Raw genomic sequence first — 17,925 nt, forward strand, 5'->3', positions numbered from 1 at the left:
CGGGCGCGGACGGGAACGGGGCCCATGCACATCAACACGGGGCGAGATCCCATCGCCATCGTCGGCGCCTCCTGCCGGTTGCCCGGCGCGCAGAGCCCGGCCGACCTCTGGCAGATCGTCAGCGGGGGCCGGGACGTGGTCGGGGTGATCCCCGAAGAGAGATTCGACGTCGAGACCGCCTCCGCCCGGCGCCGGCCCGAGGTGCTGCGGGGCGCGGGCGGCTATCTGGACGACATCGCCGGGTTCGACGCGCGCTTCTTCGGCGTGACGCCGTTCGAGGCCCTGCGGATGGACCCGCAGCAGCGGCTGCTCCTCGAGGTCACCTGGGAGGCGCTCGACGACGCGGGCATCCCGGCCGAGAGCCTGGCCGGGAGCGACACCGGCGTCTACACGAGCCTGCTGCCCTCGGGATACTGGGACCTGCTGCGCCGCTCGGGGATGTACGACATGCACGCCGCGCTCGGGGCGGCCGTCAGCGGCATCTTCCCCGGCCGCGTCTCCACCCAGCTCGACCTGCGCGGTCCCAGCATGGGCGTGGAGGCGGCCTGCGCCACCTCGCTGCTGGCGGTGCACGTGGCCTGCCGGGCGCTGTGGGCGGGCGAGACCGGCCTGGCCATCGTCGGCGGCGCGAACCTGCAGATCGTGCCCGACCTGTATTTCGCGCTCGCCGACGCCGGGGTGCTGTCCGGATCGGGCCGGTGCAGGTTCGGCGACGTCTCGGGAGACGGGTACGTGCGCAGCGAGGGCGTGGTGGCCCTGATACTCAAGCCGCTCTCGCGGGCCCTCGCCGACGGCGACCGCCCGTACGCGACGATCCTGGGCAGCGCCGCCACCCACGACGGCCGCACCGGCGGCTCGCTCGTCGCCCCCGGGCTGGAGGGGCACGAGACGATGCTGCGCAAGGCCTATCTGGACGCCGGGGTCTCCCCCGGCGACGTCGACTACGTCGAGGCGCACGGGCCCGGCACCCCCGCCGGCGACCCGACCGAGCTGGCCGCGCTGGACCTGGTCATGCGGGAGGGCCGGGAGCCCGGGCGGCGCTGCCTGGTCGGATCGGTCAAGTCCAACATCGGCCACACCGAGTTCGCGTCGGGGATGGCGGGGCTGCTCAAGACGGCCCTGGCGCTGCGGCACCGGACCATACCCCCGACGCTGCACGTGGTGGAGCCGCACGCCGTCCTGCGCGACCCGGCCGCCGCTGTCGAGCTCGCACTGCTCGCCCAGGACTGGCCGGAGCGGGAGGTGCCGGCCCTGGCGGGCGTCAACTCCTTCGGCATGTCGGGGACCAACGTCCACCTCGTGCTCTCCGAGGCGCCGCGCCCGTCACGTCCCCGGGGCGCCCAGGCCCGGCCCAGCTACGTCCTGCCCCTGTCGGCTCGGGACCCGCGGGCGCTCGACGAGCTCGCGGGCGCGTACGCCGAACTGCTCGACACGGTGGCAGAGGGGACGGGGGCCGAGCCCGAGGGGCCCGGCCTCCACGACGTGTGCTTCAGCGCGGGCGCCCGGCGCTCGCACCACGAGTTCCGGCTGGCCGCGGTCGGGGACGACGCGCGCTCGCTGGCCGCGTCCCTGCGGGAGTTCCGCGCGAACGGGCGGGGTGACGGGCGGTCGGTGCACGCCGGGGAGCGGCGCGCGGCCAAGCGGCCGAAGGTGGTGTTCGTCTTCCCCGGCCAGGGCGGCCAGTGGGCGGGCATGGGCAGGCAGCTGCTGGCCGCCGAGCCGGCCTTCGCCCGCCGGCTGCACGAATGCTCGCGGGCGGTGGCCGCCGAGCTCGGGTGGTCCCCCGTGGACGTGCTGCTGCGCGGGGAGCGGTTGTCGCGCGTGGACGAGGTCCAGCCGACCCTCTGGGCGATGCAGGTGGCGCTGGCCGCCGTGTGGCGTGAGTGGGGCGTCGAGCCGGACCTGCTCATCGGCCACAGCATGGGCGAGATCGCCGCGGCGGTCACCGCGGGTGCGCTGAGCGTGGCCGACGGCGCGGCCGTGGTCGCCCGGAGGAGCCGGCTGCTGCGCGAGCTGCGCACGCCCGGCGCCATGTGGGCCGTGGGACTCGGCGAGGAGGCGGCCCAGCAGGCCATCGAGCAGGCCATCGGGCAGGCCGTCGGGCAGGCCGTCGGCGAGCACTCCGGCCGGGTCTGCGTGGGGGTGGTCAACAGCCGGCACTCCACGGTCCTGTCCGGCGACCCCGCGGCGCTGGAGCGGGTCGTCGAGCCGCTGCTCCGCGACGGCGTCTTCTGCCGTCAGGTGGACGTGGACTACGCCTCGCACGCGCCGCAGGTGGAGCCGGTGCGCGAGACGCTGCTTGAGGCGCTGTCGGGCGTCCGGCCCGGTCCCTGCGCCGTGCCCATCCACTCCAGCGCCCGGGACCGGGTCGTGGACGGCACCGAGCTGGGCGCCGGTTACTGGTTCGAGAACCTGCGGCTGCCCGTGCGCTTCGCCGCCGCCTGTCAGGCCGCGCTCGCCGACGCCCGGCCCACCGTGTTCATCGAGATGAGCCCGCATCCGGTGCTGCAGACGGCGCTGGAGGAGGAGATCGAGGCGGCGGGCGCGAACGCGAGCGTCGTGCCCTGCCTGCGCAGGGACGTTCCGGACGCGGCCGCCCTCAGCGCCGCGCTCGGCCAGGCGTACGTGCTGGGCTGCCGTCCCCGCTGGGACCGCGTCCACGCGGAGGGCGAGTACGTACGGCTGCCCGGCTACCCCTGGCAGCGGCGGCGGTTCTGGCCCGGCTCGGCCACCTCCCCCATCCCTCCCGAGCCCGCCCGCGAGCCCGCACTCGCGCGGCGCGGACGCCCGGATCTGGCAGCCCTCTCCGAGACCGAGCTGACCGCCGTGGTGGCCGACCTGGCGTCCCAGATCCTCGCGGTGCCCGGGCACGAGATCGGGATGGACGTGCCGCTCACCCTGCTGGGGCTGGACTCCGTGCTGGCGACCCGGTTCCGCGAGCGGGTGCGGCGGGAGCTGGGCGTGGACGTGCCGGTCCGCAGCCTGCTCGGGCCCAGCACGCTGCTGGACCTCACCACCGAATTACGCTCGGCGGCGACCGTGTGAGAGGGGGGCCGCCGCTGTCGGGAGACGAGGCTCCGGGACGCCCGGAGCCTCGTCTCCCCTGTTTGTGAAGCTGGCATTCCGACTACTAGCACTAACTGATTCTTGAGCATTCCAGTCAAGAGCCGGAGGATACGGGCATGGTGACAGCCGTGTTGGGAACGCTGGCCGGCGCCGCGCTCGTGGCGGCGGTCTGGCTGAGCGTCGTACTGACCGTGTTCACCCCTCGGGGCAGGCCGACCCGGCTCGTCCGCGGCGTCCTGCGGGCCTTCGCCGGCCCCATCCTCGCGATGGCCGGCCGCCTCCCGCCCGTCCTGCGGGAGCCGCTGCTCGACCTGTGCGGGCCGCTGGCCGTCGTCACGGTGGCCGCGATCTGGCTCGGCGTGTCCACCGCCGGGTTCGCGCTGCTGGAGGGCACGCCGCTGCGCGAGGCCGAGTGGGCGTCCAGGCTGCTGATGGTGGCGGCCATCACGGCGTACCTGGGGCATTTCCTGGCCGCCTACGCCCGGCGGGAGCGGCTGGTCGGCAGGCTGGCCGGCAGCGTGTGCAACCCGCGCGACGCCGACACCATGCTCGCGGCCTACCTCAAGACCGGCTCGCGCGACCACCTCGACACCATGTTCGCCGAGTGGACGGGGTGGATGGCCGAGGTGGAGCACTCCCACCTCGCCCATCCGGCGCTCACGTTCCGCCGCCCCGCGGGCGACCTGGACTGGCTCAAGGCCGCGGTCATCGTCCTGGACGTGGCCGCGCTCATCGAGGCGCTCGCGCCGAGCTGGGCCCCGGCGCACACGAAGGCCCTGCTCATGACGGGGACGCGCTGCATGCACCGGCTGGCCCACGGGCTGTGCATCACGCTGCCGCCCATCCCGGTGAGCCTGCAGGGACGGGAGGAGCGCAACTTCTCCGACACGCTGCTGCTGGCCCACGAGGCGGGGCTGCCGGCCGAGCGCGACCCGCAGGAGGCGTGGACCGTCTTCCAGGACCTGCGCACCGGGTACGCCCCGCACGCCTACGCCATCGAGACCCGGCTCCGCTACGACCGGGTCGAGGAGCCCGACGACCTCGGCTACGACCGGGTCGAGGAGCCCGACGACGTCTGCGACTGACGCCCGCCGGTGTGCCCGGCCCCTGTCACGGTCTGTCCCGGATAGGCGATGACGCCGCTGAGGCCGGCGCCCTCGGCGACGCGTACCTCGTGGCCGAGCGCGGTGAAGCCGTCGATGACGGCCGGGCGCTCCAGCGACGAGTCCACCGTCGCCATCACGCCCACGTACGCGTCGCTGAGCCGCGCGCCGGGCCCGATGATCGCGCCGTCCAGGCAGGCCACCCGTTCCAGGCGGCACCACGGGTGCAGGTCCGCCTCGTCGCCGACGTACGAGTCGCGCAGCACGACGCCGGGGCCGATCTCGACGTCCCGGCCGATCCACGCGCCCGGCCCCACGTGCACGAGCCCGGCGGCCAGCTTCTCCGCCAGCGTGAGCCCGCTGACCTCGTCGCGGCGCGCCAGCGAGGAGGGGTGGATCACGGGCCGGTCCGGGAGCCGCAGGCTCGGGTAGCCGCCGGCCAGGGCCTCGGCCATGGTGAGCAGGTAGTCGCGGGGGTTGCCGAGGTCGCCCACCTTGGCCAGGGGCGAGCACATGACCCGGTGGCCGCGCGAGACCAGCCACGGCAGCAGGTCGCCGCCCCAGTCGAGCCCCTGCCTGGCGAGTGCCGCCAGCTCGCCGCTGGCGCCCAGCACGCGCAGCCGGGCGCAGTCCACCAGGTAGAGGCCGGCGTTGATGGGCACTCTGTCCAGGTCGGAGGCCACCGCCGCGATGGTCTCCATGGGCGGTTTCTCGATGAAGCGCTCGATCCGGCCGGCGCCGTCCGCGAGCACCAGTCCGTACGTCCCCGCCACCTCGGCCGCCGTCCGATGGACCAAGCCGACGGTCACCACCGCCCCGCTCGCCAGGTGGTCACGCGCCAGCGCCGCCAGGTCGAACTCGAAGAGCGAGTCCGTCGGGACCACCAGGGCGTGGCCGAGCAGGCCGTGCTCCTCGATCAGGCTGAGCGTCGCCTGCCCCGATCCGGTGTTGCACCGGTCCGTACGCGGCCGCGAATAACGCACCGAGACCCCGAGCCGCTCGCCGTACCCCAGCGCCTCCTTGACCTGATAACGATTCTCCCGGCCGTTGGCGGCCACATGGAAACGCGTTATCCCCTGGTCGCGCAGACCCGCGACGAGCCATTCGATGACCGGCCGCCCGAGAAAAGGGACGGCGGCCTTGCTCCTCATGTGACCGGAACCCTCGAGGGTGAGCGGGCGGGCGCGCAGGCCGCGTCCGCCGGCCAGCGCGATGGCGGCAATGGAAAGCATGAAATCTCCAAGGACAGCGGGCGGTGACCCATTCGTACCATTCGCGCCTGGAATATGGCCTGTTTCGGCCGCCGAACGCCGTTATTTCGTCAGGTCCGGCTCTGACAAAAGCGCCGTGGCTCCGTTAAGTCAGGGTGCCGCGGGTGCGGGCCGGATATTTATCGTGGGCCTCCCTGACGCGTCTCGCGAAGGAGGAGACCGTGCGCGCAGCCGTCATCACGCGACTCAACTCCGCATGGGAGTTCCAGGACCTCCCCGATCCCGAGCCCGGGCCCGGCCAGGTCCTCGTACGCATTCACGCGTGCGGCATGTGCTTCAGCGACGTGCTGGTCCACCGCGGCCACTGGCCGGTGCGGCTGCCGATCGTGCCGGGGCACGAGCCGGTGGGCGAGGTGGTGGCGCTCGGTCCCGGCGCCACCACCCTGCGGGTGGGCGACCGGGTGGGCGTCTCGTGGATGCAGCGCGGCGAGGGGCGCTGCATCCAGTGCCAGAGCTGGCACCCGGTGGCCTGCCCGCACACCACGACCTGGATGGACATGGGCGGCGGCTACGCCGACCTGATGGTGGCCTGGGAGTCGGGGTGCACGCTGCTGCCCGACGGCCTGGACTACACCGACGCGGCGGTGGCCTTCTGCGCCGGCTTCACCTCGATGAGCGGCCTGCGCAACGCCGACCCCCGGCCCGGCGAGCGCGTCTGCGTGCTGGGCGTCGGCGGGCTCGGGCACATGGCGGTGCAGCTGGCCGCCGCCATCGGCCTGGAGACCGTCGTGCTCACCACCTCGCCCGACAAGGCGGAGTACGCCAGGGAGCTGGGCGCCGCGCAGGGCGTCGTGGTCGGCGACGACCCCGGCAAGGCGCTGGCCGACGCCGGCGGCGCCGACATCATCCTGGCCACCACCACCTCGGCCGAGCTCGTCGCCCGCGTGCTGTCCGGCCTGCGCTACGGCGGGCGGCTGGTCACGATGGGCGTCACCGGACCGCTGCAGATCGACGACATGATGACGCTGCTGTTCAAGCAGTGCTCCATCAAGGGCAGCACCCACAACAACCGCTCCGACCTGGTCGAGGTGCTCACGCTGATGGCCGCGGGCAAGGTCAGGCCGCGCGTGGAGACCTACCCGTTCGCCGAGATCAACGAGGTGCTCAAGCGGGTGGAGGCAGGCCAGGTGCGCTACCGCGCCGTACTCACCCCCAACTGAGGAGGACCCCCGCATGTCCGAGCCCCCGATCGTCATAGCGAACCGGGAGCACCTGTGGTGGCTGCTCAACGAGGCCTCACAGCTGGAACACATGATCCTGAGCCAGTACCTCTTCGCCGAGGCCAGCCTCAAGAGCGGGACGGAGGACGGCCTGACGGCCGAGCAGGCGGACGCGGTCGCCCGCTGGCGCAAGATCCTGCACTCCATCGCGGTCGAGGAGATGCTGCACCTGGCGCTGGTGTCCAACTTGCTGGCCGCCATCGGCGCGGCGCCCACCTTCGGCCGCCCGAACTTCCCGCAGCGCTCGGGGTACTTCCCGTCCGGCATCCAGCTCGACCTGCTGCCCTTCGGCGAGCAGGCGCTGCGGCACTTCCTGTACCTGGAGCGCCCCGAGGGCATGCAGCTGCAGGACGCCGCGGAGTTCCAGCCGGTGCCGCCCACCCGCGTCCGGCTCGACCCCGCCGACCTCATGCCCAGGGGGCAGGAGTACGCGACGATCGGCCACCTGTACCGCGGGATCGAGGAGGGGCTGCGGGCGCTCTGCGCCCACCTCGGGGAGCCCGCCGTGTTCGTCGGGTCCCCGCACGCCCAGGCCACGCCGGAGCTGTTCCGCTGGCCCCAGCTCGTCGCGGTCACGGATCTGAAGTCCGCGTTCACCGCCATCGATCTCATCATCGAGCAGGGCGAGGGCGCGCGCGGCGACTGGCGGGAGGCCCACTACGGGCGCTTCCTCGCGGTGTGGCAGGAGTACGAGGAGCTGCGGGCCCGCGACCCGGGCTTCGAGCCGGCGCGGCCGGCGCTGGCCGCCTTCCTCAAGCAGCCCTACGACATCGCGGAGCCCCAGCCGCTCATCACCGATCCCGGCACCCGCCGGACGGCCGAGCTGGCGGCGGTCGCCTACGAGCTGGTGCTGCACCTGCTGACCAGGTTCTTCACGCACACCGACGAGAGCGATGAGCAGCTGGGCCTGCTCGTCGGCACGTCGATCAGCATGATGGCCGACGTGCTGCGGCCGCTGGCCGCCACGATGACCACACTGCCCGTCGGCCCCGAGCACCCCGGCCGCACGGCGGGCTTCGCGTTCGAGATGTACTACGCCATGAGCAACTTCGTGCCCTGGCGCGAGCCCTCGTGGGCGCTGCTGCACGAGCGCATGCGGGTGCTCGTGGAGCGCTGCCGGGCCGCCGAGAAGGCCGGAGGGCCGGCGTCCGCGGTCGCCGCCTCGGCCGGCGCCCGGGCGGCCGAGCTGGCCGAGCGGATACGCGCGCACGTGCCGCCGGGGCTGCTCCCGTCGTAGGACTTCACGAATTACCTCGCGCCGCCCGGCCGACTTGCCAATGTACGCATCGGCTCTTTGACGTCGGCCGGGCCGCCGGAAAAAGAATTGACACATGCGAGGTGTGATGGAAACCAGCGCCGAATTCACGGTCGAGGAACTCTCCGGCCGATGGCGCAGCCCGGTCGCCGCCGAAGTATTCCCAGGAATATTCGGGGTGGACGACTTCTGGCTGCACAGTCCTTTCTGGGCCATTCATTTCAACGCCTACAAGGACCCCGGCTGCGACAGCCGGCTCTTCGAGCTCATCATCACGGGCATGTTCCAGCTGCTCGGGCCCAGCGAGCGGACGCCCGGCGCCCGCGACGCCGATTTCTCCCGGACCAAGGTCTGCCTGCGCCTGTTCGACACCGGGATCATCGCCGGCGCCGACGAGGTGAAGGCGGGCGACGGCCACTGGCGGCCCGGCGAGTGGCAGGACGTCTCCCACGGCGGCTGCTCGATCCTGGACCTGCCGGGCGTGGACGAGTGCCCGCGGGAGTACGACCTGCTCGGCCTGGCCCGCTCGCACGGCCGGGACGGCGACAGGCTCTACTTCGGCCAGCGCCACCACGACGAGCTCGGCTCGATCTGGACCCGCCGCGCCCCCGGCCTGCTCGACTACTACGTCGTCCGCGTGGTCGGAGCTCCGCCCCAGGTCGGGGACGGCGCGGAGTGGGGGCCCGCGGAGTGGACCCACGTCACGAGCACGTACACCCTCAGCCCCGACGATCGGAGACACTCGTGACCACCACCCAAGCCGCAGTCGTCGAGTCGCCGGGGGCGGCGTTCACCCTCCGTGACGTCGAGCTGGACGCCCCGCGGGAGGGCGAGATCCTCGTCCGGATGAAGGCCGCCGGCATCTGCCACACCGACCTCACGGTGGCGGCGGGGCACATCCCGTTCCCGCTGCCGGGCGTGCTCGGGCACGAAGGGGCCGGCGTCGTGGAGGAGACCGGCCCGGGCGTGACCAAGGTCAAGCCGGGCGACCACGTCGTCCTCACCTTCACCTCGTGCGGGAGCTGCGCCTCCTGCCGGGTCGGCCACCCGGCCTACTGCACCACCTGGATCCCCCAGAACCTCATCGGCGGCAAGCGCGCCGACGGCAGCTCGCCGATCAGCAGAGGCGGGACCGCGCTCGGCGGCCGGTTCTTCGGCCAGTCGTCGTTCGCCCGCCACTCCATCGCCGACGAGCGCAGCGTCGTCAAGGTCGACCCGGACCTGCCGTTCGAGCTGCTGGCCCCGCTGGCCTGCAGCGTCCAGACCGGCACCGGCGCGGTGTGGAACACGCTGCGCCCGGAGCCCGGCACGTCCATCGCGGTGATCGGCACGGGCGCGGTGGGCTTGGCCGCCATCATGGGGGCGGCGCTCACCCCGGTCAGCCAGATCATCGCCGTGGGCCGGCAGGCGGCGCAGCTCGAGCTGGCCGCCAAGATCGGCGCCACCCACACGGTCGACTCGACCGGCCTGGACCTGGCCGGCGAGCTGCGGAAGATCACCGGCGGCGCCGGCGTCGACTACGTGGTCGAGGCCGTGGGCAACCCCGACGTGCTGCGCGCCGGCATCGAGGCGCTCGCGCCGCGCGGCGCGGTGGCCGTCGTGGGCGCCCCGCCGTACGGGGTGGAGGTCTCGGTCGACGTGCACCGGCTGCTGCCGGGGCGGCGGATCCTCGGCGTGTGCGAGGGCGACAGCGACCCCGACCGGCTCATCCCGCTGCTGGCGCGGCTGATCCGCGGCGGCCGGCTGCCCGTGCAGCCGCTCATCAAGGAGTACGACTTCGCCGACATCCAGGCCGCGGCGGACGACTTCAGGTCCGGCAAGAACATCAAGACGATTCTGCGGTTCGACGCGTGACCGACGTTTGGAGCCAGGAATGAACACCTTCGAGCTCGGCGACTTCCGGCTCACCTCAGGCGACACGCTTCCCGATGCCCGGCTGGCGTACCAGACCTTCGGTGAGCTCAACCAGGCCAAGGACAACGTGGTCGTGTTCCCGACCTTCCTCGGCGCCCCCGCCGAGGTGCTCAACGGCTGGATCGGCGAGAACCGCGCGCTCGATCCCCGCACCCACTTCATCGTGCTGCCCGGCCACTTCGGCCTCCCGCCCTCCTCCGCGCCGAGCAACACCCCGGCGCGGCCCTTCCCCGCCGTCACGGTCGCCGACGACGTCATCGCCCAGCAGCGGCTGCTGGAGGAGGTGTTCGGCGTACGCGAGATCCGGCTGGCGCTCGGCTGGTCGATCGGCGCGATCCAGGTGTACGAGTGGGCGCTGCGCTTCGGCGACCTCGTGCGGAGCATCGCCCCCATCGCCGGGGCGCCCACCCCGCCACCGTGGACGAAGCTCTGGCTGAAGACGGTGGTGGAGGAGCCCATCACCGCGGACGCGAACTACGCCGACGGCGGCTACGCGTACGCGGCGAGCGTCAGCGGCGGCCTGGCCCGGGTCGCGCACGGCTCGGCGCTGACCGCCCCGCCCCGCACGTTCTACTACGACAGCGCCGAGGTCTGGCGCACCCTGGGCTTCGACAGCGTGGACGCGTTCGTCGAGGGCTTCTGGGAGGGCTTCTGGCTCCCGCAGGACCCCAACGACGTCGTCACCCAGGCCCGCAAGGCCCGCTTCGCCTGGCCGGGGGCCAGGGACGAGTCCCTGCGGGAGGTCCTGGGCCGGATCAAGGCGAGGACCACGATCGCCGCCTTCACCGGCGACGCGCTGTTCCCGCCGGACGAGCTCAGGCAGTACGCCGAGTGGATCCCCGGCGCGACGTTCCGTCAGATCGACAGCGTCTACGGCCATCTGGCCACGTTCGGGCTGGCCGAGCCCGACGTGAAGGCCATCGACGACGTCATCCGGCACGCGCTGGAGAGCTAGCCGTGTCCGAGTCGGAGTTCGTCAGGTTCCTGGAGGCGGCGCGGTCGGATCCCGATCTGCTGGCCCGCTACTCCCCCATGGACCTTCCCCGGGTCCTGTTCCACGCCCGCAACGACGGGTTCGCCTTCACCGAGGACGACGCCGGGCAGGTCATCGGCCGGCTGGAGGCGGGCGTGATCCTCGACAAGGACAAGGAGCCGTTCAACGGGAGCAGCACCCTGTGGCGGCACATGTGGGGCACGCGCTATCTCGACTACCTGGTCGACCACGTGGTCTCCCGCTACTCCCGCGAGGAGCTGTCATGAGCGAGGGGAACGTCATCGGGTTCCTGCGCGGCCTGGCCGGGCGGCCCGATCTGGTCGACCGGCTCAAGGACAAGTCCAAGGACGAGGTCGTCGCGGCCGCCGCCGCTGCCGGGCAGCCGTTCACCGCGCAGGAGTTCAACTCGCTGATCTGGGAGCTGGAGGAGCGGCTGGCGCGCGAGCGCGGCGAGAAGTTCGACGAGCGGTTCCCGCTCTGGGGCCTGCTGTGGGGCCGGTACTACCTGGAGTTCCTCGTCTTCGACCTCGTGCCCAGCCTCGACGAGACCGGCCTCCTGGCCGGATTGGAGCGCAAGCCATGATGCGAGACGCCCTCTACATCGGGCGCGAATGGAACGTCGAGCACGACCTGCGGGCGCCGGTGACCGACGCCGAGCTCAGGTACACCGTGATCGGCGAGGGCGAGCCCGTGCTGTGCATCCACGGCACCAGCATCGCCGACAGCCTCATCACCCCCATGCGGTTCTATCCCCCGCTGCTGCAGGACTACCAACTGATCAGCTACTACCGGGCCGGCTACAACGGCAGCACGCTGGACAAGCCCGAGCTGAGCATCGAGGGCGGCGCGCAGCACGCCGCCGAGCTGCTGGACCACCTGGGCATCGAGAAGGCGCACATCATGGCCTTCTCGTTCGGCGGCGTGATCGCCTTCCAGTTCCTGCTGTCCTACCCGGAGCGGGCGCACAGCGCGATCCTGCTGGAGCCGTACCTGCCGCGTGAGGCGCCGGACGCGATCAGCGCCAACGTCGACGCCTTCATGAACGCGATGAAGCTGTACGAGACGGGCGACAAGCTCGGCGCGGCGCAGCTCTACATGGAGGCGGTGTGCGGGCCGAGCTTCCTGCCCGCCGTGGAGATGACCGGGCCGCTCGACGTGTGGGAGCGCGTCGAGGCGTGCGTCGACACGACCTTCACCGTCGACTTCCCGGCGATCTCGCAGTGGGGCTTCAAGCCGTCGGAGGCCGACCAGCTCGTCACGCGGAAGCCGGAGATGCCGGTGCTGGCGGTGATGGGCCTCGACAGCGAGTCGGTGATGCCGGGGTTCCGCGACGCCCAGCGCTTCCTCATGAACTGGCTGCCGCAGGCGGAGCGGTGCGGCATCCCCAACGCCACGCACGGGCTGCAGAGCATGAACCCGGTGGCCGTCGGCGAGGCCGCCCACGCCTTCCTCAAGCGGAACCCGATGTGAGATCCGTGCGCCCTGCCGCCCACGCGGGGCGCACGCCGCCTAACCGAAGTCGTAGCCGACCTGGACGTGGACGGTGAGCGTCTCCTGGCCGGGGCTGACCGAGGTGCCGGCCTCCGCCACCGCCGCCGCCAGGCGCATCGGCTGCGGGCCGCGCCCGATCTCCTCCTTCACCGAGACCACGCGGCCCAGCGGGCGGCCGGCCAACTCGGCGTAGTGGACCGCCTTGGCCGCGGCGTCCCGGAACGCCCTCGCCCTGGCGTCCTTCAGGAAGCCGGACGGGTCGGACACCTCGAACGCCACGCCGTTCAGCCTGGCCTCCTCGCCCACCCCGGCCACCGTGTCGATGACGTGGTCGGCCCGCGACAGGTCGCGGACGACCACCTCCACGCCCTGGACGGCCCGGTAGGCGGCCACCTTGGGGTACGCCTCGTACTCCGGCCCCAGCGACAGCTCCACCGTCCGCACGTCCTCCGCGGCGACGCCCGCCCCGGCCAGCGCCTCGGCCAGCCGGGCGGCGGCGGATCTCGCGGCGGCGAAGGACTCGGCGGCGGAGGCCCTGCGGACCTCGACGCCCGCGTGCAGCCGCAGGATGTCGGGCGCGGCCAGGACGGCGCCTTCGCCGACGACGGTGATGTCCACACCAACCCCCTCGGATACGGGTCCCGCATCGATCCTAGGGCGCGAGGGGCGTGTGACGCAGGGCGCGTCAGCCGTCCCGGCCGCCCGGGACCGGGACGGCGCCGCCCCAGCCGCCGGAAACGGCGTCGGCGATCGCCTGCGGGTTCTCGAGCAGGATCCGGCGCCCACAGTGCGGCAGGCGTACGAGCCGGGCGGACAGCAGGCCCGCCAGGCGGACCGCGTCGCGCGCGCCCGTGCTGATCACCGTGACCGGCACGTCGGGCAGCGGCCGGTCCGCTCTCATCCGGTGCAGGTCGGCGACCATGTCGCGGCGGGCCAGCCACTCCCCCGCCACCGCGGCGGAGACCTTGCCCGCGCGGTAGACGCCGTACGGGTCGCGCATGCCGGTGAGCAGCCGGTGCGCCGGGGGCCCCGCGACGCGGGCCAGGGCCGTCGCGCCCCACGTGCCGCCCAGCGCGGGCAGCCACCGGCAGGCGCCCGCGGCCGACGCGGACGGCGCGCGCTCCCGGCCCCCCGCGCCGCCGCCCGCGGCCGACCCGAACGACGTGCGCTCCGGGGCCCCCGCGCCGCCGCCCGCGGCCGACCCGAACGGCATCCGCTCCCGCGCTCCCGCCGGGTCCACCAGGACGAGCCCGGCCACGCGGAGCGGGTGCAACCTGGCGAACGCCTCCGCGTGCCAGCAGCCCACGCCCTGGGCCACGACGGTCACTTGTTCCGGGTGCGCGGGGGCCAGCGCGGCCAGGCGGGCGGCCTCGCCGTACAGGGTGGGCGGGTCGGGCGAGCACGGGCTGAGGCCGAGGCCCGGGCGGTCGAAGCGGATGACGCGATGGGTCGCGGCCAGCCGCGCGGCCACCGCGTCCCAGTGGTACCAGGCGCCCCCGAGCCCGGCGGCGACGATCACGGCGGGGCCGGAGCCCTGCTCGACCACGTGCGGTCGAAGGTCCTCCGGCGGCGCCGACACGCGGGCGGTCACGTCGTCCGAGACGAGCAGGTGGAGCGCCGCGTACACCAGCCAGATCGCGAACGCGGTCAGCTGCGCCCGGTGCGCGATCCCCACGCCGTGCCCATCGGCGTGCGCGGCCAGGACGAGCAGCGTGGCCGCCAGCCCCAGCCAGGTGAACAGCCACGACACCCACGAGCGCCACCGCGAGCTGAGCAGCGCCATCGCGACCAGCGCGGCGCCGGTGGCCAGCACGCCCGCCAGCAGGTGCGCGTAATGCGCGGACGACATCGCCCGCCGCCCGCAGGACGGGTCGCTCAGCGTGGCGCAGTCCAGCGGGAACAGCCCGGTCGCGAGGTTGAGCAGCCCGAAGGCGGCCAGCGCCAGCCAGCCCCGCCCCTCGCGCGCCGCCCTCGGCACCATCGCCACCCCGAACGCGCACGCCAGCCCCGACAGCACGTCGCTGACCCGGAACAGCCGCGTCCACGGCTGGTCGCGGGCGGCCAGCTCGCTGACGTAGCCGTCGGTCCTGTCGACCTCCGGCGTGGTGAACTGGCCGGTGATCCACGCGCTGCCCAGCACTGCCGCCACGATGAGCGCGCAGGCCGCGAGCACGTACAACCTTCGCTCCACGTGAGCATTAGATCACCTTAAGTGACATTACGGCCTGTCAGAGGCCGGGCGCGCCCCAGACCGGGAACCAGCGGCTGAGGTCCTTCTCCAGCGGCAGCTCGCCCTCCAGGACGCCTCTCACCTGGAGTTCGAGCGCGTTGTCCCGCCGCTGGCCGGAGAGCGGGGCGAACGGGTAGAACGTTCCGCGCTTGTACAGGTACACGATGGCCAGGCGGCCGCCGTCGTCCTGGCCGGCGAAGGAGACCAGCGAGCAGAGCAAGGAGGGGCCGAACCCCGACGACTCCAGCGACGAGTTGACCGCGTGCAGCTCGGTGACCAGGTCGCCGAGCTGGTCGGGCGAGCGGCGCACCAGGAGCCAGGTGTAGCCGTAGGAGTCGTGCGACTCCTCGACGCGCCCGCCGAGCAGCGCCTTGACGTCGCGTTCCAGTGCGGCGAACGCGCCGCCCTCCGCGGCCCTGAAGGCCACCGAGCCGAGGCCGGTGGGCACGAGGCCGGTCGCGGCCTGCAGCGTCACGGCGGCGGACGGCAGGGCGAACAGCGCGTCGAGGTTGGGTTTGACCGGTTTTGAGCGGCCGAGCAGCGCGTCGAGCCAGCCCACGCCGGTCAGCCCCTTCCGAGCTGTTTGGAGATGTTCGTCAGCTGCTCCAGCCGCCGTTCGAGCGACGGGTGGGTGGAGAACAGGTTCGCCAGCGACTCACCCGGGCGGGCCGCCGGGGCGAAGTAGAAGGCGTTGAACGGCGCCGCCTCGCGCAGGTCCTGCGTCGGAATCCTGGCCATGTCGCCGCTGATCCGCACCAGCGCGCTGGCCAGGGCGGACGGGCGCTGGGTGAGCAGCGCGCCGGCGCGGTCGGCCGACAGCTCGCGGTAGCGCGACAGGGCGCGGGTGAGCAGGAAGCTGACGGCGTACACGACGACGGAGACGATCAGGATGATCAGGCCCACGGGCAGGCCGCCCTGGTTGTCGCTGCGGCGCCCGCCGAGCCCCGTGTAGAGGGCGAACCTGGTCATGAGCCCCGCCACGATGCCCAGGAACGAGGCGATCGTCATGACGGCGACGTCGCGGTGGGCGACGTGCGACAGCTCGTGGGCGAGCACGCCTTCGAGCTCCTGAGGCTCGAGGCGGCGCAGGATGCCGGTCGTCACGCAGACGACGGCTCTCTTCTGGTTGCGGCCGGTGGCGAACGCGTTGGGGACGTCGGAATCCGCGATCGCCACCCGCGGCTTAGGCATGTCGGCGAGCGCGCACAGCCGGTCGATCAGGCCGTGCAGCTCGGGAGCCTCCTGCGGCGAGACCTCCCGCCCGTGCATCGCGAAGAGCGCGATGCGGTCGGACAGGAAGTACTGCACGAACAGCAGACCCCCGGCTATCACCAGCACGGTCAGCGCCCGCACGCCGAGGGCGATCAGGACGCCGACGAAGACGACATAGAGCAACCCGAGCAGGAACATCGTCACGGCCATGCGGGCGGTCAGCCCGCGGTCGGACGCGTACCGCGTGCCCACGGCGATCAGCCCGGAATGAGGCCCTGGTCGCCCAGCATCTCCCGGACCTCCTCGATCGAGGCGTCCGCGGGGGGAAGGATCAGCTCTGACGGCTCAAGGCTGTCGTCGGGAAGCGCCATGCCGACCTGGCGCACCTTGTCGAGCAGGGCGTGCAGCTTGGTGCGGAAGACCGGCTCGTCGCCGACCTCGATGGCCGCCTCGAGCTCGGTGTCGAGCTCGTTGAGCACCGCGATGTCGTTCGCGGAGATCTGCACCTGGCCCTCGCCCATGATCCTGACAATCATGCGCCCTCCCCAGGCTGGCGGAGCTGCTGGGTGTTGCTCTGGCCGTGCTGCTGCGGCTGCGGCTGGGCCTGCTGCTGGCCCTGCTCGATGGCGGAGCGCGGCGCGGGACCCTGGCCCAGCTCGGCCTTCATCCTGGCCAGCTCCAGCTCGACGTCCATGCCGCCGCCCATGCGGTCGAGCTCGGCCTGGATGTCGTCGCCGCGGGTGCCGGTGAAGTCGTCGAGCGCGCCACTGGCCAGCAGCTCGTCGATCGCGCCCGCGCGGGCCTGCATCTGCGCCGTCTTGTCCTCGGCGCGCTGGATCGCCAGGCCGACGTCGCCCATCTCCTCGGAGATGCCGGAGAACGCCTCGTTGATGCGGGTCTGCGCCTCGGCGGCGGTGTAGGTGGCCTTGATCGTCTCCTTCTTCGTACGGAAGGCGTCGACCTTGGCCTGCAGCCGCTGGGAAGCCGTGGTCAGCTTCTCCTCCTCGGCCTGCAGGTTGTCGTGCTGCAGCTTCAGGTCGGCCATCTGCGTCTGCAGATTGGAGCGACGCTGCAGCGCCTCGCGGGCGAGGTCCTCGCGCCCGACGGACAGCGCCTTGCGGCCCTGGTCCTCGTAGCGCTGGGCCTGCTTCTCAAGGCCGGTTATCTGGAGCTCGACCCGCTTACGCGACGTGGCGACGTCGGCCACACCCCTGCGTACCTTCTGCAGCAGCTCGAGCTGCCGCTGGTAGGAGTAGTCAAGGGTCTCGCGCGGGTCCTCCATCTTGTCCAAGGCCTTGTTGGCCTTGGACTTGAAGATCATCGAAAGTCTCTTCATCACGCTCATGCGCGTCGGCCGTCCCCTTCTAGGTCGTGCTGGTGTTCACCCAATGCAGCGCAGCCGCCTTGGGATTACCCTACGCATAACGCACGAGGGCGTCACTAAGTTGCAGTCCAGGTAGGGTTGACGTCGTGTTGCGACGCCGTTCCCAAACCTCCGTGGACGACACCCCCGTCCCCGATGACGATCCTAAGCCCCAGGGTAAAGGTCGTCCCACACCCAAGCGCCGTGATCAGGAGAGCCGGCGGCGCCAGCCGGTCCACGCGCCCAAAGACCGCAAAGAGGCTTATCGCCAGATGCGGACCAAGCAGGCCGCCGAGCGCGACCGGGCCCGAAAAGGCATGCTCGCAGGTGACGAGAGGTATTTTCCCGCTCGTGACAAGGGCCCTGCGCGCAAGTTCGCGCGCGAATGGGTCGACTCGCGGCGGCTGCCGAGCCAGTATTTCCTGCCTTTCTCGCTACTGATCCTGCTGGCGACCTGGATTCCGTGGCCGATGGCGGTCCGCGCCCAGGTGCTGGGCTACGTGGTCACCATCGGGTGGCCGATCATGATGATCGGCGTCCTGTTCACCTCGGTCTACGTGGCCTGGAAGGTGAAGAAGGAGGTGGCGGCCAAGCTGCCCGACGAGAGCGTCAGGGGCGTGGGCTTCTACGCGGCGATGCGGGCCCTGCAGATCCGCAAGCTCCGCTTCCCGCCGCCCACGGTGCTGCCGGGCGGCAAGCCGGTGCCGCCGAAGAAGTAACCGCGGCCGGGCGGCCGAGGCGGGCGCCCGGCCCGCCGTGGCCCCGGTCGTGACGGCGATGGACGGCTGCCGCGACGGCCGCAGCCG

The 17,925-nt window shown here is 72.4% G+C and carries 18 protein-coding genes; 11 read left to right on the plus strand and 7 right to left on the minus strand.

Annotated features, from left to right (window positions below; genetic code table 11):
• Positions 1-24: 24 nt before the first annotated feature.
• Both AB0H84_RS06490 and AB0H84_RS06495 read left to right on the plus strand, forming a co-directional pair.
• Positions 25-3,045 (plus strand): type I polyketide synthase, encoded by a 3,021-nt coding sequence (locus AB0H84_RS06490; RefSeq protein WP_357599032.1) that lies wholly within the window; start codon positions 25-27, stop codon positions 3,043-3,045.
• Positions 3,046-3,182: 137 nt separating this feature from the next.
• Positions 3,183-4,151, plus strand: a complete 969-nt coding sequence (locus AB0H84_RS06495) for a hypothetical protein (RefSeq protein ID WP_357599034.1) — start codon at positions 3,183-3,185, stop codon at positions 4,149-4,151.
• On the opposite strand, the gene AB0H84_RS06500 is transcribed toward AB0H84_RS06495, so the two are convergent.
• Positions 4,112-5,401, minus strand: a complete 1,290-nt coding sequence (locus AB0H84_RS06500) for an NDP-sugar synthase (protein ID WP_357599037.1) — start codon at positions 5,399-5,401, stop codon at positions 4,112-4,114. The two genes, AB0H84_RS06495 and AB0H84_RS06500, sit on opposite strands and share 40 nt — an antisense overlap.
• A 200-nt stretch (positions 5,402-5,601) precedes the next feature.
• On the opposite strand from AB0H84_RS06500, the gene AB0H84_RS06505 reads away from it, so the two are divergent.
• The 8 genes from AB0H84_RS06505 (at position 5,602) to AB0H84_RS06540 (ending at position 12,293) form a co-directional block, all read left to right on the plus strand.
• Entirely contained in the window at positions 5,602-6,600 is a 999-nt protein-coding gene (locus AB0H84_RS06505) for an alcohol dehydrogenase catalytic domain-containing protein (protein WP_357599040.1), read from the plus strand.
• 13 nt (positions 6,601-6,613) lie between these two features.
• Positions 6,614-7,897, plus strand: coding sequence for a ferritin-like protein (locus tag AB0H84_RS06510; protein ID WP_357599043.1), 1,284 nt, complete (start codon positions 6,614-6,616; stop codon positions 7,895-7,897).
• A 94-nt stretch (positions 7,898-7,991) separates the two neighbouring features.
• A complete protein-coding gene (locus AB0H84_RS06515; protein WP_357599046.1) occupies positions 7,992-8,663 on the plus strand; it encodes a hypothetical protein in 672 nt (223 codons plus the stop codon).
• Positions 8,660-9,769: an NAD(P)-dependent alcohol dehydrogenase gene (locus AB0H84_RS06520; RefSeq protein WP_357599049.1), complete on the plus strand. Its 1,110-nt coding sequence runs from the start codon at positions 8,660-8,662 to the stop codon at positions 9,767-9,769. Before AB0H84_RS06515 ends, AB0H84_RS06520 begins: the two co-directional genes overlap by 4 nt.
• A gap of 19 nt (positions 9,770-9,788) precedes the next feature.
• Positions 9,789-10,784: an alpha/beta fold hydrolase gene (locus AB0H84_RS06525; protein WP_357599052.1), complete on the plus strand. Its 996-nt coding sequence runs from the start codon at positions 9,789-9,791 to the stop codon at positions 10,782-10,784.
• A gap of 2 nt (positions 10,785-10,786) precedes the next feature.
• Positions 10,787-11,089, plus strand: a complete 303-nt coding sequence (locus AB0H84_RS06530; protein WP_357599054.1) for a Nif11-like leader peptide family natural product precursor — start codon at positions 10,787-10,789, stop codon at positions 11,087-11,089.
• Positions 11,086-11,406: a Nif11 family protein gene (locus AB0H84_RS06535; protein ID WP_357599057.1), complete on the plus strand. Its 321-nt coding sequence runs from the start codon at positions 11,086-11,088 to the stop codon at positions 11,404-11,406. Before AB0H84_RS06530 ends, AB0H84_RS06535 begins: the two co-directional genes overlap by 4 nt.
• The gene (locus AB0H84_RS06540; protein WP_357599060.1) at positions 11,403-12,293 is read left to right on the plus strand and encodes an alpha/beta hydrolase; all 891 of its coding nucleotides are present in this window, start codon (positions 11,403-11,405) and stop codon (positions 12,291-12,293) included. Before AB0H84_RS06535 ends, AB0H84_RS06540 begins: the two co-directional genes overlap by 4 nt.
• Before the next feature lie 39 nt (positions 12,294-12,332).
• On the opposite strand, the gene AB0H84_RS06545 is transcribed toward AB0H84_RS06540, so the two are convergent.
• From AB0H84_RS06545 to AB0H84_RS06570, 6 genes are all read right to left on the minus strand, one after another.
• On the minus strand, positions 12,333-12,932 hold the full coding sequence (locus AB0H84_RS06545; RefSeq protein ID WP_357599063.1) for an SIMPL domain-containing protein: 600 nt from the start codon (positions 12,930-12,932) through the stop codon (positions 12,333-12,335).
• Positions 12,933-12,999: 67 nt separating this feature from the next.
• Complete coding sequence (locus tag AB0H84_RS06550) at positions 13,000-14,505, minus strand: alpha/beta fold hydrolase (protein ID WP_357599066.1); 1,506 nt, start codon at positions 14,503-14,505, stop codon at positions 13,000-13,002.
• A gap of 37 nt (positions 14,506-14,542) precedes the next feature.
• On the minus strand, positions 14,543-15,103 hold the full coding sequence (locus AB0H84_RS06555; RefSeq protein WP_357599068.1) for a hypothetical protein: 561 nt from the start codon (positions 15,101-15,103) through the stop codon (positions 14,543-14,545).
• 5 nt (positions 15,104-15,108) lie between these two features.
• Entirely contained in the window at positions 15,109-16,008 is a 900-nt protein-coding gene (gene htpX, locus AB0H84_RS06560) for a zinc metalloprotease HtpX (protein WP_357599071.1), read from the minus strand.
• A 5-nt stretch (positions 16,009-16,013) separates the two neighbouring features.
• Positions 16,014-16,292 (minus strand): hypothetical protein, encoded by a 279-nt coding sequence (locus AB0H84_RS06565; protein WP_357599074.1) that lies wholly within the window; start codon positions 16,290-16,292, stop codon positions 16,014-16,016.
• A complete protein-coding gene (locus AB0H84_RS06570) occupies positions 16,289-17,101 on the minus strand; it encodes a PspA/IM30 family protein (protein ID WP_357599077.1) in 813 nt (270 codons plus the stop codon). Before AB0H84_RS06570 ends, AB0H84_RS06565 begins: the two co-directional genes overlap by 4 nt.
• Positions 17,102-17,253: 152 nt before the next feature.
• Here AB0H84_RS06570 and AB0H84_RS06575 point away from each other — a divergent pair, with 152 nt between their 5' ends.
• Positions 17,254-17,838: a DUF3043 domain-containing protein gene (locus AB0H84_RS06575; RefSeq protein ID WP_357599669.1), complete on the plus strand. Its 585-nt coding sequence runs from the start codon at positions 17,254-17,256 to the stop codon at positions 17,836-17,838.
• Positions 17,839-17,925: the final 87 nt, after the last annotated feature.

The organism is Nonomuraea sp. NPDC050786, assembly GCF_040654115.1.
GTDB lineage: Bacteria > Actinomycetota > Actinomycetes > Streptosporangiales > Streptosporangiaceae > Nonomuraea.